Consider the following 15,969-nt stretch of genomic DNA (forward strand, 5'->3'; position numbering starts at 1 on the left):
TATCTCGCGACGTAAAAATAATCATGTCTATATATTACACATTCTGAGCCGGACTCCGTTTCGGCGGTAGCGCTGTTTATGCCTTTAGTCAGTGAGTCAGTGGAAAGCTGCGGCCAGATAAGCTATGGAATAGCCAGCAATTTCGCCTGAAATTTGCCTTAAGGTCAGCGGTATTTCCACTGACCACCTTTAATTATCTCCATCAGCTGGCAAAACTCTCTTTTCTGCCGCAGCTGTTAAACAGCCAGGGATTACTGCCGGCTAAGCCACATCGTCCCTATTTGCGCGTCGGTTTCAGCGTGGTACAGCGTGCGCCGGCGATTCTCGATCATTATCAATTGATGGATAGGCTGGCGAATAATCAGCTGTGCCAGTTGCTGCTGAGCCCGACCGGTAATCTCCTTGCCCGTTTCACCGGCAAAAACGAAGAGCAATTTGCGCTTTATTGCTGCTCCGGCCATTACGATCGGGAAGGGGAAATTACGCTGCTGCTTAATTATCAGGATATGACGCTTGCCTCGCTGTCATTCTCTATTATTCAGGAACAGCAGCAGCGCACGCTATTAATTGGGGGCTTGCAGGGGCCGCGGAAACATATTTCCAATGACGTTATTCGCGATGCCACCAAAGCCGCGCACGGCGTATTTCCTAAGCGTCTGCTGATGGAAGCGGTATTTATTCTGGCGGCACAGTGCGGCGTACAGGCCATTACCGCCGTCGGCGATACCACCCATGTTTTCCGCAGCCTGCGCTACCGTCACAGCAAAGGCGATAAGTTCTTTGCCAGCTATAGCGAGTTCTGGCTGTCACTGGGCGGGGAAATGCGTCGTGATGAGCTGTTTACGCTGCCGCTGAGCATGGCACGTAAAGAGCTGGAAGAGATTGCCAGCAAGAAGCGCGCGGAGTATCGCCGCCGCTATGCCTTGCTGGATACGCTGGTGCTGCAGGCTGCCGGGGCAGAACGCGACGTGGCCCACGCCGCGTAACGGCAATCAGAACGGCTGCTTCGCGTAGCCGGTCATCACCTCCAGCCCCATCTCGCGTCCCAGCGCGGTCATCGGGTGTACTACCACCAGGCCGCGCACGCTTTTCTTTAGTGCGCCCATGTTCGCCTGCTCTTTTTTGGTGATTTCACGGCTGAACAGCAGCTTTTTCAGCTGCTGGGCTTCTTTGCTCAGCTTCTCTTCGCGCACGTTGCTCAGACGCTCAATCTCCTGCACCAGCGTCTCTTTCTCTGTTCAGCAGCGCGCCAAGCTTTTCGGCATCGCCCGCTTCCAGTAGCTGCGGTTCTTTGCGATTCAGCGCGTCCAGCTGGTCGCTGAGACGTTTAATGTCGGCTTTTTCTTGTTCTTTCATTGGGAAAACTCATTAAGGAAAACAGGCAAAGGATACATCATATCCGCCCGTTTTTGCAGCGCAGCGACAACAGACGCAACGGGATAATCGGGTAGAGCGCGGCGTGCGGGCAAAAAAATACCCAGCGTAAGGCTGGGTATCGATCGGGATTACAGAATGAAGCGGCTAAGATCTTCGTTGGCCACCAGTTCATCCAGATGCTGACCAACGTATTCAGCATCAATGGTGATCGATTCGCCGTGGCGATCGCTGGCGTCGTAGGAGATATCTTCCATCAGACGCTCCAGCACGGTGTGCAGACGACGTGCACCGATGTTCTCGGTGGTTTCATTCACCTGCCACGCCGCTTCGGCGATGCGACGGATGCCGTCTTCGGTAAATTCAACGTTAACGCCTTCGGTGCCCATCAGCGCTTTGTACTGCACGGTCACGGACGCGTTCGGTTCGGTCAGGATGCGTTCAAAATCATTGACCGTCAGCGCCTGCAGCTCAACGCGAATCGGCAGACGACCCTGCAGCTCCGGAATCAGATCCGACGGGCTGGCCACCTGGAACGCACCGGAGGCGATAAACAGGATATGGTCGGTTTTGACCATGCCGTGTTTGGTGGACACGGTGCAGCCTTCCACCAGCGGCAGCAGATCGCGCTGTACGCCTTCACGTGACACATCCGGGCCCGACGACTGGCCGCCGCGCTTACAGATTTTGTCGATTTCGTCGATGAACACGATACCGTGCTGTTCAACCGCGTCGATGGCGTCCTGCTTCAGCTCTTCCGGGTTCACCAGCTTGGCCGCTTCTTCTTCAATCAGCAGCTTCATCGCGTCTTTGATTTTCAGCTTACGCGGTTTCTGCTTCTGGCCGCCGAGGTTCTGGAACATCGACTGCAGCTGGCTGGTCATCTCTTCCATGCCCGGAGGCGCCATGATCTCAACGCCCATCGGTACAGCAGCCAGATCGATCTCAATCTCTTTGTCATCCAGCTGGCCTTCGCGCAGTTTTTTGCGGAACGACTGGCGCGCGGCGGACGGCTCAGCGCTCTGCTCCGGCTGGCCCCAGTTGTTTTTCGCTGGCGGGATCAGCACATCCAGAATGCGATCTTCCGCCATCTCTTCGGCGCGGTATTTGTTTTTCTCGATCGCCTGGCTGCGCACCATCTTGATGGCTGAGTCCGTCAGATCGCGAATAATCGAATCCACTTCTTTCCCGACATAGCCCACTTCGGTGAATTTAGTGGCTTCAACTTTGATGAACGGCGCATTGGCCAGCTTCGCCAGACGGCGGGCGATTTCGGTTTTACCGACGCCGGTCGGGCCGATCATCAGGATGTTTTTCGGGGTCACTTCATGGCGCAGCTCTTCGTCAAGCTGCATGCGGCGCCAGCGGTTACGTAGCGCAATGGCGACCGCTTTTTTGGCGCCGTCCTGGCCGATGATGAAGCGGTTAAGCTCGCTGACAATCTCACGTGGAGTCATCTCAGACATGGTTTTGGTCCTTACGCCTTAGACGGTAATTCTTCGTAGTTAATATTGTGGTTGGTGTAGATGCAGATATCACCCGCGATATTCAGCGCTTTGGCTACGATATCGTGCGCACCCATCTCCGTGTTCTCCAGCAGCGCGCGGGCGGCTGCCTGGGCGTAAGGCCCGCCGGAACCGATGGCAATCAGGTCATTTTCCGGCTGAATCACGTCACCGTTACCGCTGATGATCAGCGAGGAGTTCTCATCGGCAACCGCCAGCAGCGCTTCAAGGCGGCGCAGCATCCGGTCAGTACGCCAGTCTTTCGCCAGTTCAACCGCGGCTTTCACCAGATGGCCCTGATGCATCTCCAGTTTGCGTTCGAACAGTTCATACAGGGTAAAGGCATCTGCGGTGCTGCCAGCAAAGCCCGCGATCACTTTGTCGTTGTAAAGACGACGCACCTTTTTAACATTGCCTTTCATTACGGTATTGCCGAGCGTCGCCTGGCCATCACCGCCGATCACGACCCGGCCGTTGCGTCGTACACTTACTATTGTTGTCACGGGCAGACCCCTTGTTGCAGTGGAAAAAAGACTCCGCGCAGCGGGCGCGGCGTATCATGCAACCAGAATATGGGGTAATCCTGTGGGGTTTCAACCCCCGGCAATATCTGATGCTGCAAATTGCCGGGGGCGAGCAGGGAGGGTTAAGGCAGGGCGAGCGGGATACAGCTGCTGTGGCCAGAGCTATGCAGGCGCTTCACGGTGCTGTCTGCGCTGCTGCGGTCTTTAAACGGCCCAATCACCACGCGATTCCAGCCGCCGCCAGTAGTGATGCGGCTTTCGAAACCTTCAAACGCCAGACCGGCGCGTACCGATTCCGCCTGATCGGTGCCTTTAAAGGAACCACACTGCACCATCCAGCGCTGGGTGCTCGCTTTCTCTTCCGTTTTGGCTTTGGCGCTCTCCTGCGGCTTCGCCGGCTCGCGAGTGATCGGCGCGGCCTGCTGCTGCAATTCCTGCTGACGCTGCTGCTGCTGACGCTGCAACTGCTGTTGTTGCTGTTGTGCCTGCTGCTGACGCTGCAGCGTTTGCTGGCGCTGAGCCGAGGTTTGTTCGTTCCAAGGCACTTCGTTCAGCTGGGTTGGCTGCTGGCGCATATCGGCCTGCATCTGCTCCAGCAGCTGACGCTGCTCGTCGGTCAGCTGGGTTTGCGATTTGATTTCGCCACCGGCAGACGGCTCGGTGGGCGACGGCACGGTCACCTGACGATTTTCCAGCTCTTTGATGTACTTCCAGCGCTCTTCCGGCTTCGGCGGCAGGCCATTACCGTTGGCTTTATGATTCGGAATCACCGGTGTTTCTTCTTTTTTGTGATGCGAGATGAACCATAAACCACCGGCAAAGGTCACCAGCACTGCCACGACCAGTACTATCATCAGCTTTGAAGTGCCGGAGCCGCCTTTGCTTTTCTTGCTGCGGCCTGCGGGGTTTTTGCGACGCGTCCCTGTTGAACGCCCGCGGCCTACGTAATCTCTCTGTGCCACTTTCGTTCTGATACCCTTCAAAAAAATGCCACTGGGCGTGTAAATGTGGTGTTAATTTTGCCCGGCAAGGAATGCGTCATGTTACTCAAGGGCTGGAACTTTGACCAGCACAGTCTGCCTTCAGAATCTGCTGAAAATGCAGGGTTCCCGCATTCATTTTTCGCGTTTTGTTGCCGGTGCGGTACTGCCGCGTACGCGTAGTTCGGCGTCGAGCAGGCGTGAACCGTTGTTGACCCGTTTACCCTGTAGCTCATCCAGCAGCAGCAGCATCGCTTCGCGGCCAATGGCAAAACGCGGCTGCGCCACGGTGGTCAGGGGCGGATCGTAGTATTGCGCCAGCTCGATATCATCGAAGCCGACCACCGACAGATCCTGCGGAATACGCATTCCCAGCTTGCGCGCCTGGTTCATCGCGCCCAGCGCCATCAGATCGCTATGGCAGAACAGGGCTTTCGGCGGCTGCGGCAGGCTCATCAGCTGCTTCAGCGCGCTGGCACCGGCTTCAAAGGTGAAGTCGCCGTGCACAATCAGCGTGGGATCGATGGCGATATTACTGCGGCGCAGCGCCTGGATGTAGCCCTGCAACCGATACTGGCTGAGCGGGATATGTTCCGGTCCGGTGATGCAGGCGATCTGCCGATGACCCAGCTGTAACAGATGATTCACCGCTTCAAAGGCCGCGGTCAGGTTATCGATATGCACCGTGGGCAGCGCCATCTCCGGCGCGAACTCGTTGCCCATCACCATGGGCGGCAGATTGCGCTGATCTTCAATGCCGGCGTCAAACGGCAGCTGCGAACCCAGCAGTACCATGCCGTCAATCTGGCGCGTCAGCATCAGGTTAAGTAAGGTTTTCTCCTGCTGATCCTGATGCGCGCAGTCACCAATCAGCACCAGATAGCCTTCCTGCGCGGCGGTCACTTCCACGCCGCGGATAATCTCGCTGAAGAAAGGGTCACAGATGTCCGGCACAATCACCAGAATGGTTTGCGTGTCGCCGCGTTTGGCGTTGCGCGCCAGACCGTGCGGCGCATAGCCGACGGCCTGCACCGCCTGTTCCACTTTCTGCCGGGTCGCTGCGGAGACTTTTTCCGGATTCATCAGCGCGCGCGAAACCGTGGCGGTGGAGACGCCAGCCTGCTCGGCCACATCTTTCATGGTGGCTGCTGATGAGGGTTGCTTCTGATCCAACGTTAACTCCTGACGCGGTACAGCGCATAGATATTCACACATAGCCGGCCCAGTGCCGGGACGGGCACTATTGTTAACCCAACGCCGTGTGAGGTTGTTACTTAATTTGCATAAAAATTGTGACTTGTGCGACTTTTTTCGATCTGGCTCGCAGATGTGGCGCGGCTTAACTCTCGGTGGGGTCGATATCCAGCGTCCATTTGACTTTGCGCGCGGCGGGCAGGGTGGTGACCAGCGGCAGTGAACTGCTCAGCAACTGCTGCAGCCGCTTGCGCGACGGATGCTGTAGCAGCAGTTGCCAGCGCCATCGTCCGCTGCGCTTCGGTGCCAGCGCCGGCACTGGCCCCATCAGCCACATCGCCTTATCTTTGAGCGGGCTGGCTTCCAGCAGGTTACGCAGCTGAGTAAGGAACTCCGCCGCCTGCGCATTATCCAGATCTTCAGCGCGAAACAGTGCGTGGCTGGTCCACGGCGGCAGCTGAACCGACTGGCGCTCCAGCAGCGTCTGATCGGCAAACGCAAAATAGCCGCGATGCAGCAACGTTTGCAGCAGTGGATGTTCCGGATGGTGCGTCTGTAGTAACACTTCGCCCTGCTTACCGGCGCGGCCGGCGCGGCCGGCTACCTGCGTGTAAAGCTGGGCAAAACGCTCGGCGGCACGGAAATCCGCGGAAAACAGCGCGCCATCGACATCTAGCAGCGATACCAGCGTCACGTCCGGGAAGTGATGGCCTTTGGCCAGCATCTGCGTGCCGACCAGAATGCGCGCACCGCCGCGATGCACATCGGCCAGATGCTGCTCCAGCGCGCCTTTACGGCTGGTGGTATCGCGATCAATGCGCGACACCTGTACGCTAGGAAACAGCGTGCTGAGCTGCTGCTCCAGCTGTTCCGTGCCCACGCCGACCGGCAGCAGATGGGTTGAACCGCAGCCCGGACACTGATGTGGCAGCGGACGCTGGCTGTCGCAGTGGTGACAGCGCAGCTGACGATGATGCTGATGCAGCGTGTAATAACTGTCGCAGCGCTGGCACTCCGCCAGCCAGCCGCAGTCGTGGCACATCAGCGCCGGCGAAAAGCCGCGGCGATTGAGAAACAGCAGGACCTGATTATCCGCCTGCAGGTGCTGGCGCATCTTGCCCAGCAGCGCCGGCGCGAGACCGCCTTTCAGCTGCTGCCCTTTGAGATCGATTAGCTGCTGCAGCGCCGGTTTGGCGTTACCGGCGCGTTTGGTCAGGTTGAGCTGGCGATATTTGCCGACACGCACGTTGTGCAGCGTCTCCAGCGCCGGCGTTGCCGAGCCCATCACAATCGGCACATCTTCTTCGTGAGCGCGGAATACCGCCAGATCGCGCGCCTGGTAGCGCCAGCCCTCCTGCTGTTTGTAGGAGCTGTCGTGTTCTTCATCAATGATGATCACGCCCGGCCGCGCCAGCGGTGTGAACAGCGCGGATCGTGTGCCGATGACGATGGCGGTCTCGCCGCTGCACGCGCGCAGCCATACTGCCAGACGCTCGCTGTCATTGAGCGCCGAGTGCAGCACATCAATCGGCGCATCGAAGCGTTCACTAAAGCGGGCAATGGTTTGCGGTGTCAGGCCAATTTCCGGCACCAGCACCAGCGCCTGTTTGCCGCGCGCCAGCACATTCTCCAGCACGCTGAGATAGACCTCGGTTTTACCCGATCCGGTGATGCCTGCCAGCAGCCACGCGGCGTAATGCTCGTCCTTGCTGCGAATGGCGCCAACCGCCATCGCCTGATCGGTATTCAGCCGCAGCCGTTCACCTTTCACCGCGAAACTGGCGCGCCAGTCGTGCTGCTGTGGCGCATGTTCGCGCAGGTCGCACAGGCCTTTGGCACGCAGTGCCTGAAGCGCGGCATCGGTAAAATCCTGCTCGCCGATCTGGTGACGATATAGCGGCCGCTGACGCAACGCCGCCAGCGCCTGCTGCTGTTTCGGCGCGCGCTTCAGGCTTTCCAGCGCCACTTCGCGCCCGGCTTCGTTCACCACCCATTGCCACAGCGGCGCTTCCTGGGCCGGTTTGCCCTGACGCAGCAGCACCGGCAGCGCATGGCTGAGCACTTCGCCGAGCGGAGAGTGATAGTAGCCGGCGGCCCAGTTGAGGATGCGCCACAGCGCCGGCGAAAACAGCGAGCGGTCGTCGAGAAACGCATCAATCTGTTTCAGCTGGGCAAGGGGGAGATCGCTGGTGGCGCGTGTGCTAACCACGATGCCAGTCATTTTCCGGTTGCCGAACGGCACGCTGACGCGCGCGCCGGTTACCGGCTGCGGCGCATCGGCGGGCAGCAGGTAGTCAAACAGGCGAGGCAGCGGAACGGGCAGGGCAACCTGAACAACGGGCATGTCGATCTCTATCCGGTTCTGTAAAAAGGAGAAGTAGTGTACACGCTGGCGTCACCCCCGTCATACTTCAGCGCGCGTTGGCGCTGGCTGCAGGCGTTTATCTGGGGTGGCAGAGCGCGGCGCATTGCGCTGATTTGATCAATGCGCTCATTTTCTGTATACTATGCCGCCTTTGATGAGATGACTCGTCAAAGATACACCATTTATTAACCGCGTGTGGTGCTGTGCAGGTTCGCCTGGCACGGAGAGCGACACGGCCTTTTATGAGGTTCTCCCATGAAACAAGGTATTCATCCGAAATACGAAGCTGTGACCATCACCTGCTCTTGCGGCAACGTGATCAACACCCGTTCAACCATGACTGGTACCCTGAACCTGGACGTGTGCGGCAAATGCCACCCGTTCTGTACCGGTAAGCAGCGTGTTGTTGACTCTGGTGGTCGTGTTGATCGCTTCAACAAGCGTTTCAGCATCCCAGGCAGCAAGAAATAAGATTATTTGCCGGCGAATCTTCACGATTCGGTTGCAAGAAAAACCCAGCCTCGGCTGGGTTTTTTTATTTCTGGCCTCAGTATTCCCAGCTGTCGGGATCGATGCCCATCTCACGCATAATCTGTTTTGCTTCTTCCGGAATCTCGTCGCTGCGCTCTTTACGCAGATCAACATCATTCGGCAGCGGTTGCCCGGTGAAGGCATGCAAAAAGGCTTCGCACAGCAGTTCGCTGTTGGTGGCGTGACGCAGATTGTTCACCTGACGGCGGGTACGCTCATCAGTTAAAATCTTCAGCACTTTCAGCGGGATAGAAACTGTAATCTTCTTAACCTGCTCGCTCTTCTTACCGTGTTCAGCGTAAGGGCTAATATATTCGCCGTTCCATTCAGCCATGGGTTACCTTAATCAATAAAAAGTTGAATATGGGGAAATCCGTTGATTATGCCCGATTTTTCGATGCCTGACCGCTTAAACTGCCGGTTTTATGCTTACACATCGCGTTTCACAGGAAAGCGCGCTGAACACCAAGCGATGACGCGTAATTTTAGCGGGTATTGCGGCTTTGCTCAATCTATACGCCAAGACATTTAGATGTCCAGATGTGTTGACGTCCAGTTGCGGAATGTTATTCTGTTGCCACTTTTTTATTACACTTCAGGAACAGTAAGCACCATGACGCGTAAACAGGCAACCATCGCAGTACGCAGCGGTTTGAATGATGACGAGCAATATGGCTGCGTTGTCCCACCGATTCACCTCTCCAGCACCTATAACTTCCTCTATTTCAACGAGCCGCGCGCGCATGACTATTCACGCCGCGGTAATCCGACGCGCGATGTGGTCCAGCGCGCGCTGGCTGAGCTGGAAGGGGGCGCGGGCGCGGTGCTGACCAACACCGGGATGTCGGCGATTCATCTGGTGACGACGGTGTTCCTGAAGCCAGGCGATCTGCTGGTGGCGCCGCACGACTGCTATGGCGGCAGCTACCGTCTGTTTGACAGCCTGAGCAAGCGCGGCGCTTATCGCGTGAAGTTTGTCGATCAGAGCGATGAAGCGGCACTGGCGGAAAAACCAAAGCTGGTGTTGGTCGAAAGCCCGAGCAATCCGCTGCTGCGCGTGGTGGACATTGCGGCCATCTGCGCCGCCGCGCGTGCTGCCGGTGCGGTGAGCGTAGTGGACAACACCTTCCTCAGCCCGGCGCTGCAGAACCCGCTGGCGCTGGGTGCCGATCTGGTGATCCACTCCTGCACCAAATATCTCAATGGTCACTCGGACGTGGTGGCCGGTGCGGTCATCGCCAAAGATCCGGCGCTGGTGACGGAACTCGCCTGGTGGGCGAATAACATTGGCGTCACCGGCGCGGCATTTGACAGCTATCTGCTGCTGCGCGGCCTGCGTACCTTAGCACCGCGCATGGCGGCGGCGCAACGTAACGCACTGGCGATTGTTGATTACCTGAAGCAACAACCGCTGGTGAAAAAGCTGTATCATCCGTCTCTGCCAGAGAACGCCGGACACCAGTTTGCCGCGCGTCAGCAGCGCGGTTTTGGCGCCATGCTCAGTTTTGAACTTGACGCCGATGAGGCGCGGCTGCGCCGCTTCCTGAAAGCGCTACAGCTGTTTACGCTGGCGGAGTCGCTGGGCGGCGTGGAAAGTCTGATTTCGCACACCGCCACCATGACGCACGCCGGCATGTCGGCGGACGCGCGTGCCGCAGCGGGCATTTCCGACTCGCTGCTGCGTATTTCTGTCGGAATTGAAGATCACGAAGATTTAATCGCCGACCTGGATAATGCATTCAGGATCGCAGCCGAGGGGTAACCATGACGATTTCAGCAGGCGCGGGAACGCCGATCAAGCAGTTGCATAAATTTGGTGGCAGTAGCCTAGCCGACGCGCGCTGTTATCAGCGCGTCGCCGGTATCATGGCCGATTACAGCCAGCCGGGCGACTTAATGGTGGTCTCTGCCGCAGGCAGCACCACTAACCAGCTGATCAGCTGGCTCAAGCTGAACCAGAGCGATCGCTTATCGGCCCATCAGGTGCAACAGGCGTTACGCTGTTTTCACAGCGAGCTGATCGCTGCACTGCTGCCTGCTGAATATGCAGAAACCCTGACCGCAGCCTTCATTCGCGATCTTGAACGCTTGGCGGCGCTGCTCGACGGCGCCATCACCGATGCGGTGTACGCCGAAGTGGTTGGCCACGGCGAAATCTGGTCGGCGCGCCTGATGGCGGCGGTGCTCAGCCAGCGCGATATCGAAGCGGCGTGGCTGGACGCGCGCGACTTTCTGCGTGCCGAACGTGCGGCGCAGCCGCAGGTAGATGAAGGCAAATCCTGGCCGCTGCTGCAGGCGCTGCTGGCGCAGCATCCCGCATAAGCGTCTGGTGGTGACGGGCTTTATCAGCCGCAGCGAAGCGGGCGAAACCGTACTGCTCGGCCGTAACGGCTCTGACTACTCGGCAACACAGATTGGCGCGCTGGCGGGCGTGAACCGCGTCACCATCTGGAGCGACGTGGCTGGCGTTTACAGCGCGGATCCGCGCAAGGTTTCCGATGCCTGCCTGCTGCCGCTGCTGCGGCTGGATGAGGCCAGCGAGCTGGCTCTACTGGCGGCACCAGTGCTGCACACGCGTACGCTGCAGCCGGTCTCCAACAGCGACATCGATTTACAGCTGCGCTGCAGCTATCAGCCGGAGCAGTGCTCAACGCGCATTGAGCGCGTGCTGGCGTCCGGCACCGGCGCGCGCATTGTTACCAGCCACGACGATGTCTGCCTGGTTGAGATTCAGATTCCCGATAGCCACGATTTTGCCACCCAGCAGAAAGAGATCGATCTGCTGCTGAAGCGTGCGCAGCTGCGTCCGCTGGCGATGAGTATCCATCCGGATCGTCGCCTGCTGCAGCTGTGTTACACCTCGGAAGTGGTCAACAGCGCCTTTAACCTGCTGCAGGACGCGGCGCTGCCCGGCCATCTGCAGCTGCGTGACGGTCTGGCGTTGGTGGCGCTGGTCGGTGCCGGCGTGACGCGTAATCCGCTGCACAGACATCGCTTCTGGCAGCAGATCAAAGACCAGCCGGTCGAATTCGTCTGGCAGTCAGAAGATCACATCAGCCTAGTGGCGGTGCTGCGCGTCGGACCGACCCAGCATCTGATTCAGGGACTGCACCAGTCGCTGTTCCGCGCCGAGTATACAGAAGTAGTTTATTTGATACTTACGGGAATTGGCGGGATCTGGCGGGAACTCATGGGATTTCTTGAGGTTAGGAGTGATTTTTGGATTTGATACCAAAGGTTAAAAAACAAACAACCCTTCATCTAGAAGTAAAATATTTGATACCAATACAAACAAGCTTTAATGTCCTTTAAGTTGCATTTATAAATAGTTTTACTTGGGCCAGGGCTTCTTAGGCTCTGGCCCGGATGTTAGCGTTAGAGTGCTCTACTTTTGAAATGGTGTCTTCGGTACTGATTTCAATTTTGGACAAAATCTCTCTGAACTGTTCTTCTGACATCGAGTCCATCCGCAAAGCGACTCGTTTTTTATCTTCTCTTAGCTCAAGAAGCGCTTGGTTTGAAGGATCTAGAAGGTATAGAACCGTTTCTACTCCCTTTCTAACTAAAACCTCCATGATTCTTTCTTTTTCATCCTTGGATAGAAAGGATAATAACTCCATAATTTTCAAGTCAATCAATTCGTTGCTAACTCCTTGTTTTATAATTAACTCCTTTTTGTTCATTTCATTCTTTATGCTCTTTTTGAAGTCTGGGATTTCACCTTCTCCTGTGAGTAACCAATCTAAAGATACTTGTTCTTTTTCTGCAATTTTAAGCAGATGAGCCTTGCGTGGCGTAGGCTCTATATCCTTACGCTTATAATAATTTTGCAGGGTGCTAATGTTCATGCCCCAAGCTCTTGCTGCTTGAGAGCGTGACGGATAACGATCTACTAACTGAAAAATTCGATCTATGACAGGTTCTTTTTCCTTGGAGCCAAAAGAACGAGTTTGTTCTTTTTTAAAATTAGACATAATCATACCTAAGTAATTGATATAAAAAGACAAGAACTCAAAGAATAAAGAATTAACAAAAACACTTGATTTTAATTCTTTTTTGTTCTTATCATTCTATCCGTAGAGATAACCATCTGATTACCCATACGGATAACTTTTTAGGATAGACGAATGATGAGTAGAAAAGAAGACGTGTGTGCGGATTGGCACCCTGAAATCATTAAAGCGGAGATCCATAAGTTGGGGCTGTCGTTTCGCTTACTGTCCTTACAAGCCGGCTACAGCAAGGATTCGCTCAAAACGGTTTTACGCACGCCCTGTAAGACTTATCAGAAGATTATTGCCGAGGCGTTGGGGGTCGAACCGGAAATCATTTGGCCAAGCCGTTACAAGATTAAAAGCTACATACGCAAGGCATCATAATTATGTTTCTTGTTGCTAAAGAAATCATTGGCGTAATAGGTCTCCCCAAAACTACCAAGGGCATTAGAGAGATATTGGCGCGTTTAACGAAGAACTCGCCCGATCTCGTGCGTAAACGTCAAGGGACTAAAGCTTACGAGTACCACATTGATTGTTTGCCTATTGAAGCCCAGTGCGCGATCCGTGAGCGTCATCTTCAACAACTGATGATCGCTGCTCCTGTGGATGATGTCGTCAAGCAACCCGTCGTATCAAAGGCCAACTCAAACCTCGAAAAAGCCGGCAAGCTGGACGTTTACCGCCGTTGCCCGGCATTGGTTGGAAGCAGGCTGGCCGACCTGACGGATAAACAGCGCCAGATTGCTGATGCGCGGATGTTACTGGTGCAGCATATCCTCACCATAGGGCAACAGCCCCCGTTATAGCTGCGCGCAGGCGATCCGTTTTATTGTCCAGCAAGCGAAAACAGGCCAGTTGCCCGAGGGTATCGCTCAAGCGGCACAGGTGGCCAATGCCAAGAAAGGCAAAAACCGTCAACTGAGTGAAATCACCCTCAAGCGCTGGCTGGCCGACTACAAAAAAGCCGCTACCCCTGCCGAACGCACTGATAGTGCTGGCACCGGGCAAGCGCGAAGTGGTCAAACCGGAGCACATCGCCTGGCTGCATGATTACTTGGCGCACTATCGCAAACCGAACGGGTGCAGCATGAAAGAGGCGTATGCGGATTTTTGCACCGAATGGCAACAACGCTATGCCGATGAGCCGCTGATGCTGGCCGCGCAGCCTTCCTATGATGCGGTGCTGTATGCCATGGAGAAACTCCCCGAAACCGTGAAACAGCGCGGGCGCAAGACCGGCAGTGAATATCGCCAGCTGGAAGGGTTTATTCGCCGCGACTGGACCAGTTTACCGGTTAACTACGTCTGGATTGGCGACGGTCACGGCATGAAGATGAAAGTCGCCCATCCCGACCACGGTCAGCCCTTTTCGCCGGAAGTGACCTTTATTATCGATGGCAGCTGCCGCTATATCACCGGCTGGAGCCTGTCGCTCTCCGAGAACGTGATCGCCGTCACCGATGCCCTGCGGTATGGCATTGCTACCCACGGCAAGCCGTTTCTCTATTATTCGGATAATGGCAGCGGTGAAACCAACAACACGCTCGATGCGGATATTACCGGTATTTTAACCCGCCTGAATATTGAACATCCGACCGGCATTCCCGGCAATCCGCAAGGGCGCGGCATTATTGAACGGCTTAACCGCACCTTGCCGATGCGCATTGCCCGCCATTTTGCCACCTACTACGGCACCGGCGCTGACAGGGAAACCGTGCGCAAGACCGGCAAGGCGCTTAAATCGGCGTTGAACGCCCAATCAAAGGGCGGTGAGCTGACCGTCGCCCAGCAGACCACGCTGCGCAAGCAGCCCTCCTGGGAGATGCTGATTGATGAAATCAAGGCCGGCGTCGAGTGGTACAACGCCCGTCCGCACAGTGAATTACCCAAACGCCCTGATGGGCAGCATTACAGTCCGGCCGAGTTTCGCCGCTGGAAGCTGGAAAACGAAGCCACCGAGCTGGAATGGCTGACGCAGTTTGAGCTACGCGACCTGTTCATGCCGCAGACCGAGCGTACCGTCAGTCGCTGTGAAATCCGTTTCCTCAACAATATTTACTATGCCGCCAAACTGGCGGATGAGCACGGGCACAAGGTGCTGGTGAACTACGACATTCACGATGCCAGCAAGGTGATCGTGCGCCGCATGGATGGCTCCTACCTCTGTGAAGCCGTCTGGGATGGCAACAAGCGCCAGGCCTTCCCGGTGACGGCGGAATACCACAACCGGCAACAACGTATCAAGGGGATGCGCAAGCGGGGCGAAGAGAAAGTGGCGTTGGCCGAGGCAGAAAACACCGTCACCCTGCCCGCAGTGGCGGAAGACAACTGGCTGCCTGGCAATGTTTACCGCACGGTGGGTAATGCTGCCGTGAAACAGGCGGTGGAGTGTGAAGTTCAGGCGGATGACTGGGATACCGAAGGGGCCTTACAGCGTGGGCTGGCTCTACTTGAAGCCCAGCAGGATGCCGATCCGCTGTTGTAAAAAAAACATTCGGCGGGGACCGAATGGCCTTATCGGAACACAAGAATGCTTTTCATCAAGGAGGCTGGATGATGACCCAAAACGATGATCTTATCAAGACGCTGCATCAACTGATTGATTCAGGTCAGGTAACCCAGGCGCAGATAGCGCGCGAGACCGGGCAGTCAGGGGCGGTGATATCCAACTTTATCAAGGGGAGTTACACCGGAAATAACCAGCGGGTCGGTGAGCTGTTAACCCGCTGGCTGACGGATTATCAGCAAAAAAAGACCTTGCCCGCACCGCCGCAGTTTGTGGAGACGGCCACGGTCAAGGAGATATGGGCAGTGTTCCAGTTTGTCCGGCTGGCGCAGTGCATGAATGTGATTGTCGGGGTGCCGGGGGTGGGCAAAACCTTTGCCGCCCGTCAGTACTGCCAGCATGCCAATACCTGGATGGTGACCCTTTCCCCGGCCCACGCCAGCATCACCGAGTGTCTGCTGGAGCTGGCGGAAGCGCTGGGCCTTAGCGACCTGCCCAGAAACAAGGGGACGCTGGCGCGTGCAATTCGGCGGCGGCTGACCGGCACGAATGGGCTGGTGATTGTCGACGAGGCCGACCACCTGGGCATTGACGGGCTGGAGCAGCTGCGCGCCATTCAGGATGCGACCGGGGTCGGTATGGTACTGATTGGTAACCCGCGCGGCCTGTCGAAATCGGCCCGCTCAACCCAGGGGGCGGATGATCTGGCCCGGCTGTACAGCCGTATCGCCCGCTCCAAACGGTTGTAAAGGCCAAAAAAGCGGATGTGGCCGCGATTGCTGCCGCCTGGGGCATTACCGGCGAAAGTGAGCTGACGCTGGTACAGGCCATTGCCCAGAAAGCCGGTGCCTTGCGGGTGTTGTCGCACACCCTGCGCCAGGCGTGGCTGATGGCCAGCGGTGATGCACAGGCCCAGCTGGGGGAAAAATACATCAAGGCGGCGTTCAGGGAGGTGTATACCGATACCGACCTGCTGCCGGCAAGGGGGTGAG

11 protein-coding genes and 4 pseudogenes are annotated in these 15,969 nt (G+C 56.7%); 7 read left to right on the forward strand and 8 right to left on the reverse strand.

Annotated features, from left to right (window positions below):
* The first annotated feature begins 107 nt into the window (after window positions 1-107).
* The gene (locus AC6I8M_RS20920) at window positions 108-986 is read left to right on the forward strand and encodes a VirK/YbjX family protein (protein WP_498013840.1); all 879 of its coding nucleotides are present in this window, start codon (window positions 108-110) and stop codon (window positions 984-986) included.
* A gap of 6 nt (window positions 987-992) precedes the next feature.
* On the opposite strand, the pseudogene AC6I8M_RS20925 reads toward AC6I8M_RS20920, so the two are convergent.
* From AC6I8M_RS20925 to priA, 6 genes and pseudogenes are all read right to left on the reverse strand, one after another.
* Window positions 993-1,356: pseudogene (locus AC6I8M_RS20925) on the reverse strand (YibL family ribosome-associated protein).
* 149 nt (window positions 1,357-1,505) lie between these two features.
* Window positions 1,506-2,840 (reverse strand): ATP-dependent protease ATPase subunit HslU, encoded by a 1,335-nt coding sequence (gene hslU, locus AC6I8M_RS20930; protein ID WP_010618234.1) that lies wholly within the window; start codon window positions 2,838-2,840, stop codon window positions 1,506-1,508.
* A gap of 11 nt (window positions 2,841-2,851) precedes the next feature.
* Entirely contained in the window at window positions 2,852-3,382 is a 531-nt protein-coding gene (gene hslV / locus AC6I8M_RS20935) for an ATP-dependent protease subunit HslV (protein ID WP_010618233.1), read from the reverse strand.
* Window positions 3,383-3,525: 143 nt separating this feature from the next.
* On the reverse strand, window positions 3,526-4,365 hold the full coding sequence (gene ftsN / locus AC6I8M_RS20940) for a cell division protein FtsN (RefSeq protein WP_022548487.1): 840 nt from the start codon (window positions 4,363-4,365) through the stop codon (window positions 3,526-3,528).
* A 153-nt stretch (window positions 4,366-4,518) separates the two neighbouring features.
* The gene (gene cytR / locus AC6I8M_RS20945; RefSeq protein WP_010618231.1) at window positions 4,519-5,556 is read right to left on the reverse strand and encodes a DNA-binding transcriptional regulator CytR; all 1,038 of its coding nucleotides are present in this window, start codon (window positions 5,554-5,556) and stop codon (window positions 4,519-4,521) included.
* Window positions 5,557-5,722: 166 nt separating this feature from the next.
* On the reverse strand, window positions 5,723-7,921 hold the full coding sequence (gene priA / locus AC6I8M_RS20950; RefSeq protein ID WP_010618230.1) for a primosomal protein N': 2,199 nt from the start codon (window positions 7,919-7,921) through the stop codon (window positions 5,723-5,725).
* A gap of 276 nt (window positions 7,922-8,197) precedes the next feature.
* Here priA and rpmE point away from each other — a divergent pair, with 276 nt between their 5' ends.
* Window positions 8,198-8,413, forward strand: coding sequence for a 50S ribosomal protein L31 (gene rpmE / locus AC6I8M_RS20955; RefSeq protein ID WP_010618228.1), 216 nt, complete (start codon window positions 8,198-8,200; stop codon window positions 8,411-8,413).
* 76 nt (window positions 8,414-8,489) lie between these two features.
* Here rpmE and metJ read toward each other — a convergent pair whose 3' ends face one another.
* Window positions 8,490-8,807 (reverse strand): met regulon transcriptional regulator MetJ, encoded by a 318-nt coding sequence (gene metJ, locus AC6I8M_RS20960; protein WP_007885403.1) that lies wholly within the window; start codon window positions 8,805-8,807, stop codon window positions 8,490-8,492.
* A gap of 279 nt (window positions 8,808-9,086) precedes the next feature.
* Between metJ and metB the strand changes: the two genes are divergently transcribed.
* Together metB and metL are read left to right on the forward strand one after the other, a co-directional pair.
* Window positions 9,087-10,235 carry a cystathionine gamma-synthase gene (metB, locus tag AC6I8M_RS20965; RefSeq protein ID WP_010618227.1) on the forward strand — a complete coding sequence of 383 codons (1,149 nt, stop codon included), beginning with the start codon at window positions 9,087-9,089 and terminating at the stop codon, window positions 10,233-10,235.
* A 2-nt stretch (window positions 10,236-10,237) separates the two neighbouring features.
* A pseudogene (gene metL / locus AC6I8M_RS20970) lies at window positions 10,238-11,663 on the forward strand (bifunctional aspartate kinase/homoserine dehydrogenase II); the annotation flags it as partial.
* Window positions 11,664-11,823: 160 nt separating this feature from the next.
* Here the strand turns inward: metL and AC6I8M_RS20975 are convergent.
* A complete protein-coding gene (locus AC6I8M_RS20975; RefSeq protein WP_070206098.1) occupies window positions 11,824-12,447 on the reverse strand; it encodes a helix-turn-helix domain-containing protein in 624 nt (207 codons plus the stop codon).
* Between the two features lie 156 nt (window positions 12,448-12,603).
* Between AC6I8M_RS20975 and AC6I8M_RS20980 the strand changes: the two genes are divergently transcribed.
* From AC6I8M_RS20980 to AC6I8M_RS20990, 3 genes and pseudogenes are all read left to right on the forward strand, one after another.
* A complete protein-coding gene (locus AC6I8M_RS20980) occupies window positions 12,604-12,852 on the forward strand; it encodes a helix-turn-helix domain-containing protein (protein ID WP_041387605.1) in 249 nt (82 codons plus the stop codon).
* Between the two features lie 2 nt (window positions 12,853-12,854).
* Window positions 12,855-14,956: pseudogene (locus AC6I8M_RS20985) on the forward strand (transposase).
* 71 nt (window positions 14,957-15,027) lie between these two features.
* Window positions 15,028-15,968, forward strand: a pseudogene (locus AC6I8M_RS20990) (AAA family ATPase).
* Window position 15,969 lies beyond the last annotated feature (1 nt).

The sequence above is a fragment of the Type-A symbiont of Plautia stali genome (genome assembly GCF_059731155.1).